The organism is Sinorhizobium alkalisoli (assembly GCF_008932245.1).
GTDB classification, from domain to species: domain Bacteria; phylum Pseudomonadota; class Alphaproteobacteria; order Rhizobiales; family Rhizobiaceae; genus Sinorhizobium; species Sinorhizobium alkalisoli.
This window is the reverse complement of sequence record NZ_CP034909.1, coordinates 1,071,537-1,087,150: the sequence shown is the minus strand read 5'-3', so window position 1 is coordinate 1,087,150 and position 15,614 is coordinate 1,071,537. Positions and strand designations below refer to the sequence as shown.

Here is a 15,614-nt window from a genome sequence, read left to right as displayed (position 1 = left end):
GCCAGTCGACCCCGTCAATCAATGAGTAGTTCAATCTCGTCCAGCTTCCGGAAGACGACAGCGCGGATTGCTGTGCTCTCTCCCGATCGAGACCATCCTCTTGAAGAACCCATTACCCAAAAGCCGTTTCGACAGGCTTTTGGGTAATATGTTCTAAAAACGTTCAAAGAGAGGCGGCCGCAAGGGCCCCCTCCCTTCGCAGTTCGTCGAATTACTTGACGTCGACCTTGGCGCCAGCGTCTTCGAGCTTCTTCTTGAGGTCGGCAGCTTCTGCCTTGGAAACTGCTTCCTTGACCGCCTTCGGAGCGCCTTCGACGAGGTCCTTGGCTTCCTTGAGGCCGAGGCCGGTGATGGCGCGGACTTCCTTGATGACGTTGATCTTGTTCGCGCCGGCATCCGTCAGGATGACGTCGAACTCGGTCTTTTCTTCTTCAGCCGGAGCAGCGGCAGCAGCCCCGCCAGCAGCAGCAACGGCTACCGGAGCAGCGGCAGAAACGCCCCACTTTTCTTCGAGCAGCTTGGAAAGCTCAGCAGCTTCCAGGACGGTCAGCGAGGACAGGTCTTCAACGATCTTTGCGAGATCAGCCATTTTACTTTTCCTTTTGTTCGGTTCGAACTGGTTTTATCTACAACAGCGAAATTCCGCCTCAGGCGGCTTCGTCCTTCTTGGCGTAGGCCGAGAACACGCGGGCAAGCTGGCTTGCCGGTGCTGCGACAACCGTCGCGACGCGGGTTGCCGGGGCGTTGAGGAGGCCCAGCAGCTTCGCGCGCAGCTCATCGAGAGAAGGCAGAGTCGCAAGCGACTTGACGCCTTCGGCGTTGAGCGTGGTTGCCCCCATGGCGCCACCGAGAACAACGAGCTTGTCGTTGGTCTTGGCGAAGTCCATGACGACCTTTGGAGCCGTGATCGGATCCGCGCTGAATGCGATCAGCGTCTGACCCTTGAAGAGATCGATCATCCCTTCAGACTCCGTACCCTGAAGAGCGATCTTGGCCAGGCGGTTTTTCGCGACTCTGACGGTGCCGCCAGCGGCGCGCATTTTCGAACGGAAGTCGTTCATCTGCGCGACTGTGACACCAGCATAGTGGGCCACGACAACCGAACCGGAAGCCTTGAAGACTTCGTTCAGCTCCGTGACGAATTCGCGTTTTTCCGCTCTTTCCACTGTCTGTCTCCAGTTGACAGGGTTGCTCTTCGCAGCCCTGCCGGGTTTGCCTTGTCACCGGGATCAAACGACGATCCCAAGCAACGCTTAAGGATCCTGTCCCCTGGCGTCCCCGGAGGTCCCGGGTCAGACACAAGGCAAGCGAAGGTTCGAACCGAATTCCGACGCGTCCGGCGTCTTGAAATTCAGATCTTACCCGTCTCATGCGGGCAATGGTGATTAAGGTAAAACCACCCGCAATCTCGGACAGGAATCCGGACTCTACGTCCGGACATTCCCGACCCCGAAGGGCCGGGAATTCTGTGCCGGGCCGAAGCCCCGTAATTTATCAGGCGACGCTGAGCGTTGCCGGATCGATCTTGAGGCCAGGCCCCATGGTCGACGAGATGGCGACGCGCTTGACATAGTTGCCTTTGGCGCCGGTCGGCTTCGCCTTGACGACTGCGTCGGCGAAAGCACGGATGTTTTCTTCCAGCGCCTTGGCATCGAAGGACGCCTTGCCGACACCGGCGTGAACGATACCAGCCTTTTCGACGCGGAACTCGACCGCACCGCCCTTGGAGGCCTTGACCGCGCCGGTCACGTCCATGGTGACGGTGCCGACCTTCGGGTTCGGCATCATGCCGCGCGGCCCAAGAACCTTACCGAGACGGCCGACGAGCGGCATCATGTCCGGGGTGGCGATGCAGCGATCGAAGTCGATCTTGCCGCCCTGAACGATCTCGACCAGGTCTTCCGCGCCGATGACGTCGGCGCCAGCCGCCTTGGCTTCGTCAGCCTTGGCGCCACGGGCGAAAACGGCAACGCGAACCGAGCGGCCGGTGCCGTTCGGCAGGTTGACAACACCGCGGACCATCTGGTCCGCGTGGCGCGGATCGACGCCGAGGTTCATGGCGACTTCGATCGTCTCGTCGAACTTCGCCGTCGCACGCTCCTTGATCAACGTCACGGCTTCGGCAAGGCCGTAGAATTTCGCCGGATCGACACCCTCACGGGTCTTCTGTACACGCTTTGCAATCTTCGCCATGGTCTTAGCCCGTCACTTCCAGGCCCATGGAGCGGGCGGAGCCCTCGACCATTGCCATTGCGCCTTCGATATCGGCCGCGTTGAGGTCCTTCATCTTGGCCTCTGCGATCGTGCGGATCTGAGCCTTGGAGATCGAGCCGGCCTTGGCCTTGCCCGGCGTCTTCGAGCCAGACTGGACCTTCGCTTCGCGCTTCAGGAAGTAGCTGACCGGCGGCTGCTTCATGACGAAGGTGAAGGACTTGTCCTGGTAGTAGGTGATGACGACCGGGATCGGCATACCCTTTTCCATTTCCTGCGTGGCGGCGTTGAACGCCTTGCAGAATTCCATGATGTTAATGCCACGCTGACCAAGCGCAGGACCGATCGGCGGCGACGGATTCGCCGAGCCGGCCTTCACCTGCAGCTTGAGCTGGCCTGCAACTTTCTTAGCCATTTCTCTCTGCCTCTCATTGCCCCTCCCCGAACGCGTTCGAGGCAGGAACTGTTAGCCGGTTGCCCGGCCCTTTGCCGATCGAGCGATCGGCGGCTGCGGTTGCGTGGTTGCGACAATCCGACCCGGCTAAGACCGGACATCTCCCACGCGCATGCGGATCGCTCCGCCGAGCAGGCTGACGCCCACCCATTCTGAAATCTGCCTTCAGACCTTTTCGACCTGCCCGTATTCCAGTTCGACAGGGGTCGCACGGCCGAAGATCGACACTTCGACCTTCAAGCGCGACCGCTCCTCATCGACATCCTGAACAATGCCATTGAAGGAGGCGAACGGACCATCCGAAACGCGAACCTGCTCGCCGATTTCGAAGGACACGGACGGCTTCGGACGCTCGACGCCATCCTGGACCTGACCGAGAATGCGCTCCGCCTCGTAGTCCGGAATCGGCACGGGCTTGCTGTCGGTCCCGAGGAATCCGGTGACCTTCGGCGTGTTCTTGATGAGGTGATAGGCCTCATCCGTCAGATCGGCGCGAACGAGCACATAGCCCGGGAAGAACTTGCGCTCCGCGTCGACCTTGCGCCCGCGCCTAATCTCGACGACCTTCTCGGTCGGCACGAGAATCTTTTCGAACAGATGCGTCAGACCCTTCTGCCTGGCCTTCTCCTCGATGGATTCGGCCACCTTCTTCTCGAAATTCGAATAGGCGTGAACGATATACCAGCGCGCAGCCATGCTACTCTCCACCCAATCAAGCGCCAACGTTGAGGACGAGGCTCATCAGCCAGCCCAACAGCTGGTCCGCACCAAAGAAGAAGGCGGCGGCAAGAGAGACCATGACGAAGACCATCAGCGTCGAGATCGTTGTCTCGCGCCGCGAAGGCCAAGTCACTTTCGACGTTTCGGAGCGCACTTGCTGCAGAAACGTAAACGGATTCGTTTTCGATGCCATTGAATGCTCACGCCATTACGGCGCGTGAAGCCGAGCTTTCAGCCCCACGCACCGCGTGTCTGTTTGGACCCTACATAAAGACCGATTCTGAAAACCACAAGAGCCAATCAGTCTTTTTTGTGAATATGACGGCCAAGCCGCCCGCCGAACATTCTGACCAAATCGGAACTACGAGGCAAGAATGAAATGGCTGGCAGGGGCAGAGGGGCTCGAACCCCCGACCTGCGGTTTTGGAGACCGCCGCTCTACCAACTGAGCTATACCCCTATGACTGTAGCGCTCGCCAAAACCACGGGAAACGCTTCAAGTCAGCGGCTTCATATTCAGTTTGACGGGCGCTTTCAAGCGCATTTGCAACAAAAGCAGAAAAAGTTGCCGGATAATTTCGGCGCCCGCTCCCGCGAGGGTCTATTGCGCCTTATCGGCAACCCGTCGCCCCACAACGGCGCGCGTCTTTTCAGACGCGCAAAGCTTGCTGTAGCTCTTCGACCCTGCACATCGTGCTTTCCGATGTTCGGATCGATGCTCCAGATCCGGTACGATCGGATCAACAAACTCAGCGGTCGACGCGCACGTACTTGCGCCAGTCATGCTCCTCCTTGAAGCCGAGCACCTCGCGAATCTTGCGATTCGAAAGAAGCCCCTCGAACTCGCCGATCTCCCGCTTGAAGGGGACATTCGGATAGTAACGCCTGGCAAGTTCGCGAGACGGCGTGTCCGCGGACACGGTGTCGTTCGCGGCGTTGAAGACTGCAAAACCGAGCCCGTCCTTTTCGATACAAAGCTTGACGATCTGCCCCAAGTCGCGGGCGTCGATATAGCTCCAGGCAATTCGCTTGCGGATTTCCGGGTGCGCGAAATAATGCGGGAAGTGCTCGTATTCGTGCGGTTCGATCACATTGCCGATGCGCAGGGCGTAGACATCGAAACCGGACCGCTCCGCGAATGCTCGCGCCGTCTGCTCGTTCACCACCTTCGAGAGCCCATAGGAGTCCATCGGATTGACGTCGTAGTCTTCCTCGAGCGGAAAGTGATGGAAGTCCCGGTGGCCCTCAGCGAAGCAGACGCCGTAGGTCGTTTCGCTGGAAGCGACGATGATCTTGCGAATTCCGAGCTTCACCGCCGCTTCGACCACATTATAGGTTCCCATCACATTGACGCGGAAGGTCTCGTTGTCCGGCTTGATCAGAATGCGCGGAATGGCGGCGAAGTGAACGACGGCGTCGAAGGCTTGCTGCCCCCTCCCCGCATCGAGATCGGGAAAATCCCGATGCATGGAAAGCGCGTTGAACATCTGACCGCTGTCGGTGATGTCGGCGATCAGATTGGTGACGCCCGGGCTGTCGAGCGGCACCAGATCGACATTGTGCACCTCATAGCCCGCATCGACGAGATAGGGCACGGCGTGCCGCCCAGCCTTGCCGGCCCCGCCAGTAAACAGAATGCGCTTCTTCATGACGCCTCCCCCTTGAAAAGACACGAACAGATTAGTTGCTCCACCTCCTTGCGCAAGATGCGAGCCCTATACCCTTGCAGGGTCGCGCGTTTTTTCGGGCGCGCAAAGGTCACAGTAACTCCTTGCGTCTGCGCATCGAGCTTTCCGACGATCGGCTCCGACGTCTGGGCCAACGCGCTTTGGTTCTTTGTTTTCATGCACGTCGTTGCATGGCTCACCACTTCCAGCTGTAGCGCAGGGTAAACAGGCTGCGGGGCGCCAGCAACGGGTCGGCGACAGCGGCCCCGAGCATAAGATTACCCACCCCCTGTTCGACGCCAATGCTATCAAGACCGCTGAAGCCTCCAGCCGATAGGCCGCTCTCCACCGCAATCGAGGTCTTGGTTGCGGTCGAGGAAAGCCTGGCGGATTGCGTCAGCTTCGGTTGATCGCAGTGCTTTTCATAGACATTGCACTGAACGGCTATGTTTCGCTGGACCTCCGCATCCACTGTCGGCGTGACGATCCAGGTCCTTGCGGTCCCGGCACCGACATTGCCGGTACCGGTTAGGGGATTGAAGCCCATGCTAACGCGTGAGGAGCGTGCCGCTGCACGCGGTCCATTCTGGCGTGAGACCGATCCCCAGAGCCGAACCGGGGCCTCGGGTGGGACGATTTTGCCGGACGGCGCCGCTTTCATAGCGAGCTCGGCACCGCTCGCTGCCTCCCACCGTCCCACCGAGCGAAGGCCGAGCCGCAGCTTATAGGCGTTGGCGCCGGTCCTTGAGGGCGCCCAGACAAGCGGACCGTCCTCGCCCGCCAATGCCGGCGCGAGAGGGCCCACGCAAATCAAAGCGATGCCGGCAGCGGCGAACCGCACAGCGATACGTCTTCTCATTTCGGATTCCGATCCTCGGCCGCAGCCGTGCCACACGGGCATTCATCGGGATCGGAGGATAACATAGATCGGCGGCAAAGGCCTTGCGATAATCGGCGGCAGGAGACCGAACCGGGTCCGTACTGTTGCAAACATCACACGTGCGACGCTGTCGACCCTAAAGAAAAACCCCGCGGTCGCCCGCAGGGTCTCTAGATCCGAAAATCCGGTAAGGCGGATTACTTGATGATCGAGGCGACGATGCCGGCGCCGCGTGCAAATCGCGCTTGCGCGCCATTTGCACCTCTCTTGCTGCCGTCGGCAGCTAACGGCATCGTCGTTGCGATCATTACTTGATGATCGAGGCGACGATGCCGGCGCCGCGTGCAAATCGCGCTTGCGCGCCATTTGCACCTCTCTTGCTGCCGTCGGCAGCTAACGGCATCGTCGTTGCGATCATTACTTGATGATCGAGGCGACGATGCCGGCGCCGACGGTGCGGCCGCCTTCGCGGATCGCGAAGCGCAGCTTTTCTTCCATCGCGATCGGCACGATCAGCTCGACGTCGACCGTCACGTTGTCGCCCGGCATCACCATCTCCGTCCCTTCCGGCAGCGTCACCACGCCGGTCACGTCCGTCGTGCGGAAGTAGAACTGCGGACGGTAGTTGGTGAAGAACGGCGTATGACGGCCACCCTCTTCCTTCGTCAGGATGTAGGCCTCGGCCTTGAACTTCGTGTGCGGCATGACCGAACCCGGCTTGCACAGGATCTGGCCGCGCTCGACGCCGTTGCGGTCGATACCGCGCAGCAGCGCACCGATGTTGTCGCCGGCCTGGCCCTGGTCGAGCAGCTTGCGGAACATTTCAACGCCCGTGCAGGTCGTCTTCGTCGTCGGACGGATGCCGACGATCTCGACTTCCTCACCGACCTTGACGATGCCGCGCTCGACACGGCCGGTCACCACCGTGCCACGGCCCGAGATCGAGAACACGTCTTCGATCGGCATCAGGAACGGCTGATCGATCGGACGCTCCGGCGTCGGGATGTAGGCGTCGACCGCTTCCATCAGCTCGCGGATCGCGTCTTCGCCGATCTTCTTGTCGGAATCTTCGAGTGCGGCCAGCGCCGAACCCTTGATGATCGGAATGTCGTCGCCCGGGAATTCGTAGGACGACAGCAGTTCGCGCACTTCCAGCTCGACGAGCTCGAGCAGCTCGGCGTCGTCGACCTGGTCGACCTTGTTCAGGAACACGACGATCGCCGGAACGCCAACCTGGCGGGCGAGCAGGATGTGTTCGCGCGTCTGCGGCATCGGGCCGTCGGCGGCCGAGACGACCAGGATCGCGCCGTCCATCTGCGCCGCACCGGTGATCATGTTCTTGACGTAGTCGGCGTGGCCGGGGCAGTCGACGTGCGCATAGTGACGGTTCGGCGTCTCGTATTCGACGTGCGCCGTCGAAATCGTGATGCCGCGGGCCTTCTCTTCCGGCGCCGCGTCGATCTGGTCATACGCCTTGAACTCGCCGAAATACTTCGTGATCGCTGCAGTCAGCGACGTCTTGCCATGGTCAACGTGGCCAATCGTGCCAATGTTGACGTGCGGCTTGTTGCGCTCGAATTTGCTCTTTGCCATGGGTACGCTTCCTGTGGTCAAAAAATACGATGGATCTGCCGGCGGGGCCGGTTTGTCGAGCCGTTTAAGGGTTTCGCGGCCATTGCGCAAGACTTAATTGCGTCCGCGGGACGGTACAGCCTGGCCCCACTTCGCAAGTTTGTCACGAAGATTCGCACAGCGTCAGCCTCTAGATGCCTCACAAACGCGAAAGCCAACGCGATCAAACGCATGCAGCGATTCCCTGAAGTCGCAAGTGAAGGGCTCAGGAAGGTGAATAGAGGGTGGAGCGGGTAGCGGGAATCGAACCCGCGTATTCAGCTTGGAAGGCTGCTGCTCTACCATTGAGCTATACCCGCGGGCCTTCGATCCTGAAGCAGAATGGTGGAGGGAGTTGGATTTGAACCAACGTAGGCTGAGCCAACGGATTTACAGTCCGTCCCCTTTAACCACTCGGGCATCCCTCCATTATCCTGTCGGGATCAATCGACCAAGCTTTTGAGATCGTGGAAGAACAGGCGCCGTTTCGTGCCGCCCCGCGATCTGCGCCGGGTATATGGCCGCCTGCATTCATCCTGTCAACAGAGCAAAACGCGATTTTTCAGAATTTCTCCACAGGCAGCCACGGCCCGAAATTGCCGAAACCATTTCCAACGCCTTGAGAACCTCACTATAAGATGCACATGAGCAAGGATAAGACCGGCGACAGAGACGCCAAGGACAGCCACTACGCCAATCTTCGGCGCGCGCATCGCGATGCGCGCCGGGAGCGCGGCGAGATCCCGACACCGCGCCCCGACAAGCGCAGGAAGCTGCCAGCGGATTGGAAGCCGCCGGCGCTCGCCCCAGATCAGTTGCTTCTCTACGGGCTGCACACGGTCCGCGCGGCGCTCGACAATCCGGAGCGCCGCATAATCCGGCTCAGCGTCACGCAGAACGCGGCTGCGCGGCTGGAGCTCGGCGAGCCTTCAATCCTCCCCTTCCCGGTCGAGATCGTGACGCCGCAGGAGCTCGATCGCGTGCTCGGGCCGGACGCGATCCACCAGGGCGTAATGCTGGAGACGCAGCCGCTTTCGCACCGCAAATTGGAGGCGCTGCGCGACTGTCCGTTGATCCTGGTCCTCGACCAGGTGACGGATCCGCACAATGTCGGTGCGATCATGCGCTCGGCGGTCGCTTTTGACGCGGGTGCGCTGATCACCACCATGCGCCACAGTCCGACCGAATCGGGCGTACTGGCGAAATCCGCCTCCGGCGCGCTGGAACTCATTCCCTACATCCAGATCACCAATCTTGCAGACACGATCGACGAATTGCACCGGCTCGGCTTCCAGACGATCGGCCTTGATTCGGAGGGCCCGCAGCCGCTCGAGAACACTTTCTCCGGCAACCGCGTAGCGCTCGTGCTCGGATCGGAGGGAAAGGGATTGCGCCAGAAGACGCGCCAGACCGTCAGCGCGCTGGCGCGGCTCGACATGCCGGGCGCGATCAAATCGCTCAACGTGTCGAATGCGGCCGCCATCGCCATGTATGCGGCGAGGCAATATCTGAAGCCATAACCATGAACCGGCAAATCAGTGCGCTGGAGCGCTCATCGGCACGATCTCGGCTGTCGGGCAGCCGTCACGCAATTTTCTCCAGGTCATGACGTTGAGGTCCATCTCGCAACGCGCGAGATAGGAAGTCCCGCCGACGCGGATACAGGCGATCTGGCCGAGTTCATACCGCGCACCGTCCCGGTTGCGGCAGGCGCAACGCCGGTCGGGCGGAGACGCAGAAACAGTCCCGGCGACCATGGCGGTGGTCGCCAGTGACAGCGCCAGAAGCTCGAGCAGGCCCAGCCGTTTCATGGCTTCAGAATAGCGCAATTCTGCGTCGCCGGAAATGAAGAATGCCGGTCGCTTTCGCAACCGGCACCCTTCCGCAACCAACCGGCAACAGGCCGGTCGAGTTGACCTTGTCCCGTTGATTAGCTTGCAAGCCGCAGGACGCTTCCCTCGGCAATCGTCTTTTCAGCCTCGGTAATGGCAGACTGCTTCTGATCGGCGCCAAGGTTCAGCCCCTCGGCCCGAACGAATTCGACGTCGTTGATCCCGAAGAAAGCGAAGACGGTCCGCAGGTAGCTTTCCTGGTGGTCCATGGCGGCGGCGGCACCGGCGGAATAGTGCCCGCCGCGGGTCGAAACGATGATCACCTTCTTGCCCTTGGCGAGACCTTCCGGACCGGTCTCGGTGTAGCGGAAGGTCTTGCCGGCCACGGCCAGGCGATCGATCCAGGCCTTGAGCTGGCTCGGGATCGAAAAGTTGTACATGGGCGCACCGACGACGATGGTGTCGGCAGCGAGAAATTCCTCGAGCATCTGGCGGCCGGTCCGGATATCCGCGGCCAGGCCGGCGTCGACGCCGTCGAGATCGGCCGGCGCCATGATCTGCGCACCGGTGAGATGAGCGATCGGCTGGGAAACGAGATCGTGATAGGTAACCTTCGCATCCGGGCGATCGGCCTTGATCTGAGCGATGATCGCCGCAGTCAGGCGGCGGGAGACCGAGTGGTCGCCGAGAATGCCGGAGTCGATGTGAAGTACGTTCATGGCAGGCACCTTTGTTTCGGGTTGCGGTGCACAACATATGATTTGAAAACAATCGGCCGATAAGAGCCGGATTAATTGACATTCCGTTTCCTCAGGGAAACAATCATCCGGGCTACAGCGTCCGCGTCCAATCAGACGCGTAAAGCTCGCTACTTGAATTGCCGATTGCCGGTTGGCGGTACCCTTCCCTTCCGAGGACGTCACATGCAGGACCTCAACGATATCGCTCTCTTCGCCGCCGTGGTGAAGAACAACGGCTTCAGCGCTGCCGCGCGCGACCTGAATATTCCGAAATCCAAGCTCAGCAAGCACGTGGCGCGGCTCGAAGAGCAACTCGGTGTGCGCCTGCTCGAGCGCTCCACGCGCAAGCTGCGCGTGACCGAGATCGGCCGCGTCTTCTACGAACATGCCCAGGGGCTGCTTGACGGTGTTGCCGCCGCTGAGGCCGAAATCGCCACAGTGCGCGGCGAGCCATCGGGCGTCGTGAGGCTGGGCTGCCCGCTCGGGTTCACGCCGATGCTCGCCGACATACTTCCCGGTTTCCATCGCCGCTACCCGGGCGTGCGGCTGCTGATCACCGCCACGAACCGCCGCCTCGACCTGATTGAAGAACGATTCGACCTGGCGCTTCGCGCACGCAACCAGCTCGATACCGACAATCAGTTAATCGTGCGCAAGCTCGGCGAGGGTCGGGAGCGACTCGCCGCCAGCCCGACGCTTCTTGCCCGTCTCGGCGAGATCACCACATCCAATCTTTCCGACATGCCGACGCTGTCGATGAACGAACAGCACGCGAACGACGTCTGGCGCCTCTTCCACGCGAATGGCGGGACAATCGAGATCCCCCACCGGCCCGTGATCGGCTGCAGCGACTTCGTCATCCTCCAACGCGCTGCGATCGAAGGCGTGGGAATCGCACTGTTGCCCGATCATATCTGCGAAAGCGCCTTCCGCTCCGGCGTGCTTGCACCGGTCTTACCGGAATGGGCCTCGGGCGACGTGGTTGTCCATCTCGTCTTCCCGTCCCGCCACGGCATGCTTCCGGCAACGCGGGCGCTGATCGATTATCTCGCGGAAAACCTGATCAAGGCCATGGAGCGCTGCCGCGAGATCGAGCCGAAACCGGCAATGTCGTTCGACATTTGAGGAAGGCGGGCGCCGTTCAGCCGAGCAGAAATTCGAGCTTTGCGTCGGCCTTTGCGGGAGCGATTTCGAGTATCTCGGCCTTCACCACGCCTTCGGCCACGAACGGATCGGCGTTTACCCGGTCTTCGAGGTCCGGCAGCGTCGTGTTGTGCGCGACGATCGCACCTCCGAGATCGGGTCTCAGGCTGCCGACCAGCAGGAATACGCCCTCCTCGAAGCCGCGCCTTATCCAGTATCGGTGGCCCTCCAGGAGCGGGCCGGCGGCATCCTTGTTGTCGGAAAATTTGAGTAGCACCGCGAATACTGTCATCGTCCGCCCTCGATTTTCCTCGCGGCTTCGGACCGCGACTGGCTGATGTTGCATGGCATCTTAGCCCGCTCGCCCGACCTTCCAATTGAATGTTTCTGCACAGGCAGTTGAAAGAATTTTCGAGGCGTCACGCGCATTCGCCGGTCAGCAGCGGCGCCGCCGCCTTCAGCTTGCGTGCGAGCGCGTCGCTTGCGGTGCGGATCCGCCGAACCTGCGACATGTCCGGATGCACAAGCAGCCAGAGCCCGAGTTCCAGCGCGGGAATGGGCAGCGTGATCCGAACAAGCTCCTGCATGCTGCCCCCGACAAAGCACGGGAGCAGCCCGAAGCCGATGCCGGAGTGGACCGCGCGCGCCGCGCCGAGCAGCGTATTGGCCCGGAAACGGATGCAGCGCTCGGCGACATTGGCGGCGACCCAGGCACCGGGCCTGGTGCAGGCCAAGGCGGCGTCGTAGCCGACCCAGGGTTGATCACCGCCGTCATCGGTCGGCTCTGAGCTGGCCCGGGCCTTTGCCCCATAGACCGCCATCGCGACGGTGCCGACGCGCCGCCCCCGCAGCGCCGGATCCGGCGTATCGGTGACACGCAAGGCGATGTCGGCCGAGCGCCGCGCAAGCGAGAGCACCTGATTGGAGACCAGGAGTTCGATGGTCAGTTCCGGCGCCTGCCGGCAGATGCCCGCCAGCATGCCTGGCAACAGATATTCCGCCACCGCATCCGGGGCCGTCAGGCGGACGGGACCGCATGGATCCTGATCACGGCCGGCAATGCGCCCTTCCACGGCGGCGATCTCGTCCCGCAGGCGAGCGGCCACCCGCCGCATCTCCTCGCCCGCTTCCGTTGGACTGCAGACAGTGGGTCTGCGTTCGAATAGCCGCACACCGAGCCGCTGCTCCAGGCTCCGCAGCCGCCGAGACAGAGTGGGATGGCTGATGCGCAAAGCGGCTGCGGCACCGGATATGGTGCCGCATTCGGCGACCGCCAACACGATCCTCAGATCATCCCAGTTCAGAATTTTGGATTGCCATGCCATGCCCGCTGTTCCGCTGCCGATCGATTCGAATGCGCATAGCTTACAGCGCCGCGCGCCTTTTAGATCGGGTAGCTCTTTGAATTTGCGCGTCGCGTTTTCCGAGGATCGGGCGCGATTTTTCGGACCGATGCGCCAGCCCGGATGCCGGGTGATGCGAGCTCCAGATCGGCGGGGGCGTGAAACGCGGCTGCGAAGCCTCACGCTGCGTCAAGGCGGCACGCAGCTATGAAAGGGAGAAGCTAAGCACCTGAAAATAATGGTGCCCCCAGAGAGACTCGAACTCCCGACCTACTGATTACAAATCAGCCGCTCTACCAACTGAGCTATAAGGGCCCGTTTTCGGATCGGAGTTACCATATTCTGATTCCGTGTAAAGCAAAAATGGCGATTCCCTCAATTTTTCGGGTGCACTGGCTGTGAGGCCGTGCCAGAAAAATAAGTCTGGATTTTCACTGCTGCCACGCCTCGCAACGACAACGGACTGATTTCATGGCCCAGCTCAGCACTCTCGCCTTCATCGCTTCGCCAGCGGAAGAAGCGCAGAAGGCGGCAAAGGAGCTCAAAGAGATCTACGGAGATCACGATCCGGATGAGGCCGACGTCATCGTCGCGCTCGGCGGGGACGGTTTCATGCTGCATACGCTGCACGAGACGATGAATACCGGCAAATGCGTCTATGGCATGAATCGCGGCTCTGTCGGGTTTCTGATGAACCGCTACAGCACAGAAAACCTTCGCGAGCGCATCGCCACCGCCGTCGAGAACGCCTTCCATCCGTTGGAGATGAACACGGTCGACGTCCACGGCAACGCCTTCACGGCGCTCGCGATCAACGAGGTCTATCTCTTCCGCCAGTCCTATCAAGCCGCCAAGCTCAAGGTCATCGTCGATGGCAAGGTGCGGCTCGACGAACTGACCTGCGACGGGCTCCTGCTTGCGACGCCCGCCGGCTCGACGGCCTACAATCTCTCCGCTCACGGGCCAATCCTGCCGCTCGAGGCGCCCCTGCTCGCGCTGACCCCCGTCAGCCCTTTCCGGCCGCGGCGCTGGCGCGGGGCCCTGCTCCCCAACCGCGTGACCGTCGAGATCGAGATTCTCGAAGCGGAGAAGCGCCCGGTCAACGCGGTTGCGGATCATCAGGAGGTCAAGTCGGTCGTCAAGGTGACGATTGCCGAATCGGAGAAACTGACCGCTCGCATCCTGTCCGACCCGGATCACTCCTGGTCCGACCGCATCCTCGCCGAACAGTTCTCCCATTAGACACGCAGTTGGGACCGAAGGCGATGGCTCTGAAGCGCGGCCTTTCCATGGGCCGAAGAATCCAAGGACGTGCCGATGATGAAGAAAGCGCTGGTACTGGCATTCTGTATCAATCTGGCTGCGGGCGCTGTGCTCGCACAACAAGAGGCAATCCTCCCCCCGAACGTCATCTTCGTCACCAGCACCGGCTTTTGGCAGGAAAGTGCAAGCGATGCCGAAGCAGCGGAGGACGGCGAGGCCGCCGAGCCTGGTGCCGCGACGGGACGGCGGGGCTACTACAAACTTATTGCACTGCGCCGGACGGACGGCACGGCAGAAATACATCTGCAGCAAATCGCCTCGACTCCGGCGGGGCCAGAAATCGTTTCTTCTGCGGAGCTGGAGGAATTTACTGCCCTAAGGCCCTATGTCACCGATATCCGTCCGGAAACTTCGACCGGAATCACGCCGCAGCCGGGCATGTTCGCGACGGTTTTCCTGAAGACAGATCCATCGGCCACGGAACCGGAAACCTGGACCGTGCTGATCGACGACCTCGGCGACATCAAGATCGAGCGCGCGACAAACTGAAACGCGGACGGCCGGACGCTCTCGTGTCCGGCCGTTCGCGTTTTCCCTTGTGGAAATCAGCTCAGATCGTCCGTCACGGCATCGCCCCCACCGCTGACGCGGTGCGCAAGCGCAGCTTCCATGAAATCGTTGAGCTCGCCGTCGAGCACGTCGCCGGGACTCGTGCTTTCGACGCCGGTCCGCAGGTCCTTCACCAACTGGTAGGGCTGCAGAACATAGGAGCGGATCTGATGCCCCCAGCCGATATCGGTCTTTGAGGCGGCCTCGGCATTGGCCGCCTCCTCCCGCTTCTTCAGTTCCGCTTCATAAAGCCGAGCGCGCAGCATGTCCCACGCCTTGGCGCGGTTCTTGTGCTGCGAGCGTTCCTGCTGGCATTGCACGACGATACCACTTGGCATGTGCGTGATACGCACGGCCGAATCAGTCGTGTTGACGTGCTGGCCACCGGCACCCGAAGACCGATAGGTATCGATGCGGCAATCGCTTTCGTTGACATCGATCTGAATCGATTCGTCGACGACCGGATAGACCCAGATCGACGAGAAAGACGTGTGGCGGCGAGCATTGCTGTCATAGGGCGAGATGCGCACGAGCCGATGCACGCCCGACTCGGTCTTCAGCCAACCATAGGCATTGTGGCCCTTGACGAGGAGCGTCGCCGACTTGATGCCAGCCTCTTCACCGTCCTGGATTTCCAAGAGCTCCACCTTGTACCCCTGGCGTTCCGCCCAACGGGAGTACATGCGAAGCAGCATGTTGGCCCAATCCTGGCTTTCTGTGCCGCCGGCGCCCGAATGCACTTCGAGGTAGGTGTCGTTCTGGTCGGCCTCGCCGGAAAGCATGGCTTCGACCTGCTTCTTCGCCGCTTCGCCACGAAGCTGCCGGAGCGCCTCCTCGGCCTCGGTAACGATCGCCGAATCGTCTTCCTCTTCCCCGAGTTCGATGAGTTCGATGTTTTCGTTGAGCTGCTGCTCGAGCCGGCTGAGGGCGCTGATATTGTCATCAAGCTGCTGACGCTCGCGCATCAGCTTCTGCGCCTCGGCGGCATCGTTCCAAAGCGACGGATCTTCCGCCTTGTTGTTCAACCAGTCCAGTCGTCTTATCGCCTGGTCCCAGTCAAAGATGCCTCCTCAGCAGGCTTATGGCCTGCTTGATCTCGTCGACAATGTTCTCGATTTCGCTGCGCATGATCCTGTTTCTT

The 15,614-nt window shown here is 61.1% G+C and carries 18 protein-coding genes and 4 tRNA genes; 4 read left to right on the top strand and 18 right to left on the bottom strand.

Features of this window, described 5'->3' with window-relative positions; genetic code table 11:
* Positions 1-211 precede the first annotated feature (211 nt).
* The 12 genes from rplL to EKH55_RS05315 form a co-directional block, all read right to left on the bottom strand.
* Positions 212-589: a 50S ribosomal protein L7/L12 gene (gene rplL, locus EKH55_RS05370; RefSeq protein WP_069456483.1), complete on the bottom strand. Its 378-nt coding sequence runs from the start codon at positions 587-589 to the stop codon at positions 212-214.
* 58 nt (positions 590-647) lie between these two features.
* Entirely contained in the window at positions 648-1,166 is a 519-nt protein-coding gene (gene rplJ / locus EKH55_RS05365) for a 50S ribosomal protein L10 (protein WP_069456482.1), read from the bottom strand.
* A gap of 328 nt (positions 1,167-1,494) precedes the next feature.
* On the bottom strand, positions 1,495-2,193 hold the full coding sequence (rplA, locus tag EKH55_RS05360; RefSeq protein WP_069456481.1) for a 50S ribosomal protein L1: 699 nt from the start codon (positions 2,191-2,193) through the stop codon (positions 1,495-1,497).
* A 4-nt stretch (positions 2,194-2,197) separates the two neighbouring features.
* Positions 2,198-2,626 carry a 50S ribosomal protein L11 gene (rplK, locus tag EKH55_RS05355; protein WP_069456480.1) on the bottom strand — a complete coding sequence of 143 codons (429 nt, stop codon included), beginning with the start codon at positions 2,624-2,626 and terminating at the stop codon, positions 2,198-2,200.
* A 204-nt stretch (positions 2,627-2,830) separates the two neighbouring features.
* Positions 2,831-3,361, bottom strand: coding sequence for a transcription termination/antitermination protein NusG (gene nusG / locus EKH55_RS05350; RefSeq protein WP_069456479.1), 531 nt, complete (start codon positions 3,359-3,361; stop codon positions 2,831-2,833).
* 16 nt (positions 3,362-3,377) lie between these two features.
* Positions 3,378-3,578, bottom strand: coding sequence for a preprotein translocase subunit SecE (gene secE, locus EKH55_RS05345; protein ID WP_069456478.1), 201 nt, complete (start codon positions 3,576-3,578; stop codon positions 3,378-3,380).
* Between the two features lie 191 nt (positions 3,579-3,769).
* Positions 3,770-3,845: transfer RNA gene (locus EKH55_RS05340), tRNA-Trp, on the bottom strand.
* Positions 3,846-4,134: 289 nt separating this feature from the next.
* Positions 4,135-5,034 (bottom strand): NAD-dependent epimerase/dehydratase family protein, encoded by a 900-nt coding sequence (locus tag EKH55_RS05335; protein WP_069456477.1) that lies wholly within the window; start codon positions 5,032-5,034, stop codon positions 4,135-4,137.
* 214 nt (positions 5,035-5,248) lie between these two features.
* The gene (locus EKH55_RS05330; RefSeq protein WP_069456476.1) at positions 5,249-5,911 is read right to left on the bottom strand and encodes a hypothetical protein; all 663 of its coding nucleotides are present in this window, start codon (positions 5,909-5,911) and stop codon (positions 5,249-5,251) included.
* A gap of 438 nt (positions 5,912-6,349) precedes the next feature.
* Complete coding sequence (tuf, locus tag EKH55_RS05325) at positions 6,350-7,525, bottom strand: elongation factor Tu (protein ID WP_069456381.1); 1,176 nt, start codon at positions 7,523-7,525, stop codon at positions 6,350-6,352.
* Between the two features lie 264 nt (positions 7,526-7,789).
* A tRNA-Gly gene (locus EKH55_RS05320) sits at positions 7,790-7,863 on the bottom strand.
* A gap of 23 nt (positions 7,864-7,886) precedes the next feature.
* Positions 7,887-7,971 (bottom strand) — tRNA-Tyr (locus EKH55_RS05315).
* A gap of 216 nt (positions 7,972-8,187) precedes the next feature.
* Between EKH55_RS05315 and EKH55_RS05310 the strand changes: the two genes are divergently transcribed.
* The gene (locus EKH55_RS05310) at positions 8,188-9,063 is read left to right on the top strand and encodes a TrmH family RNA methyltransferase (RefSeq protein WP_151611125.1); all 876 of its coding nucleotides are present in this window, start codon (positions 8,188-8,190) and stop codon (positions 9,061-9,063) included.
* Positions 9,064-9,078: 15 nt separating this feature from the next.
* Here the strand turns inward: EKH55_RS05310 and EKH55_RS05305 are convergent, their stop codons facing one another.
* Positions 9,079-9,354, bottom strand: coding sequence for a hypothetical protein (locus tag EKH55_RS05305; RefSeq protein WP_069460863.1), 276 nt, complete (start codon positions 9,352-9,354; stop codon positions 9,079-9,081).
* 119 nt (positions 9,355-9,473) lie between these two features.
* On the bottom strand, positions 9,474-10,094 hold the full coding sequence (locus EKH55_RS05300) for an FMN-dependent NADH-azoreductase (RefSeq protein ID WP_151611124.1): 621 nt from the start codon (positions 10,092-10,094) through the stop codon (positions 9,474-9,476).
* 204 nt (positions 10,095-10,298) lie between these two features.
* On the opposite strand from EKH55_RS05300, the gene EKH55_RS05295 reads away from it, so the two are divergent.
* A complete protein-coding gene (locus EKH55_RS05295) occupies positions 10,299-11,240 on the top strand; it encodes a LysR family transcriptional regulator (protein ID WP_069460800.1) in 942 nt (313 codons plus the stop codon).
* Positions 11,241-11,256: 16 nt separating this feature from the next.
* On the opposite strand, the gene EKH55_RS05290 is transcribed toward EKH55_RS05295, so the two are convergent.
* The 3 genes from EKH55_RS05290 to EKH55_RS05280 form a co-directional block, all read right to left on the bottom strand.
* Positions 11,257-11,550: a YciI family protein gene (locus EKH55_RS05290; RefSeq protein ID WP_069460799.1), complete on the bottom strand. Its 294-nt coding sequence runs from the start codon at positions 11,548-11,550 to the stop codon at positions 11,257-11,259.
* A gap of 127 nt (positions 11,551-11,677) precedes the next feature.
* Entirely contained in the window at positions 11,678-12,583 is a 906-nt protein-coding gene (locus EKH55_RS05285) for a LysR family transcriptional regulator (RefSeq protein WP_151611123.1), read from the bottom strand.
* Positions 12,584-12,840: 257 nt separating this feature from the next.
* Positions 12,841-12,916, bottom strand: a tRNA-Thr gene (locus EKH55_RS05280).
* A gap of 156 nt (positions 12,917-13,072) precedes the next feature.
* On the opposite strand from EKH55_RS05280, the gene EKH55_RS05275 reads away from it, so the two are divergent.
* Complete coding sequence (locus EKH55_RS05275; RefSeq protein WP_069460797.1) at positions 13,073-13,843, top strand: NAD kinase; 771 nt, start codon at positions 13,073-13,075, stop codon at positions 13,841-13,843.
* A gap of 78 nt (positions 13,844-13,921) precedes the next feature.
* The gene (locus EKH55_RS05270; protein ID WP_151611948.1) at positions 13,922-14,413 is read left to right on the top strand and encodes a hypothetical protein; all 492 of its coding nucleotides are present in this window, start codon (positions 13,922-13,924) and stop codon (positions 14,411-14,413) included.
* Positions 14,414-14,469: 56 nt separating this feature from the next.
* Here the strand turns inward: EKH55_RS05270 and prfB are convergent.
* Positions 14,470-15,601 (bottom strand): peptide chain release factor 2 gene (gene prfB, locus EKH55_RS05265; protein WP_106407942.1). Its coding sequence is split into 2 segments (ribosomal slippage): positions 14,470-15,531 and positions 15,533-15,601, totalling 1,131 coding nucleotides; the frame shifts between segments, so codons are not numbered across the junction.
* Positions 15,602-15,614: the final 13 nt, after the last annotated feature.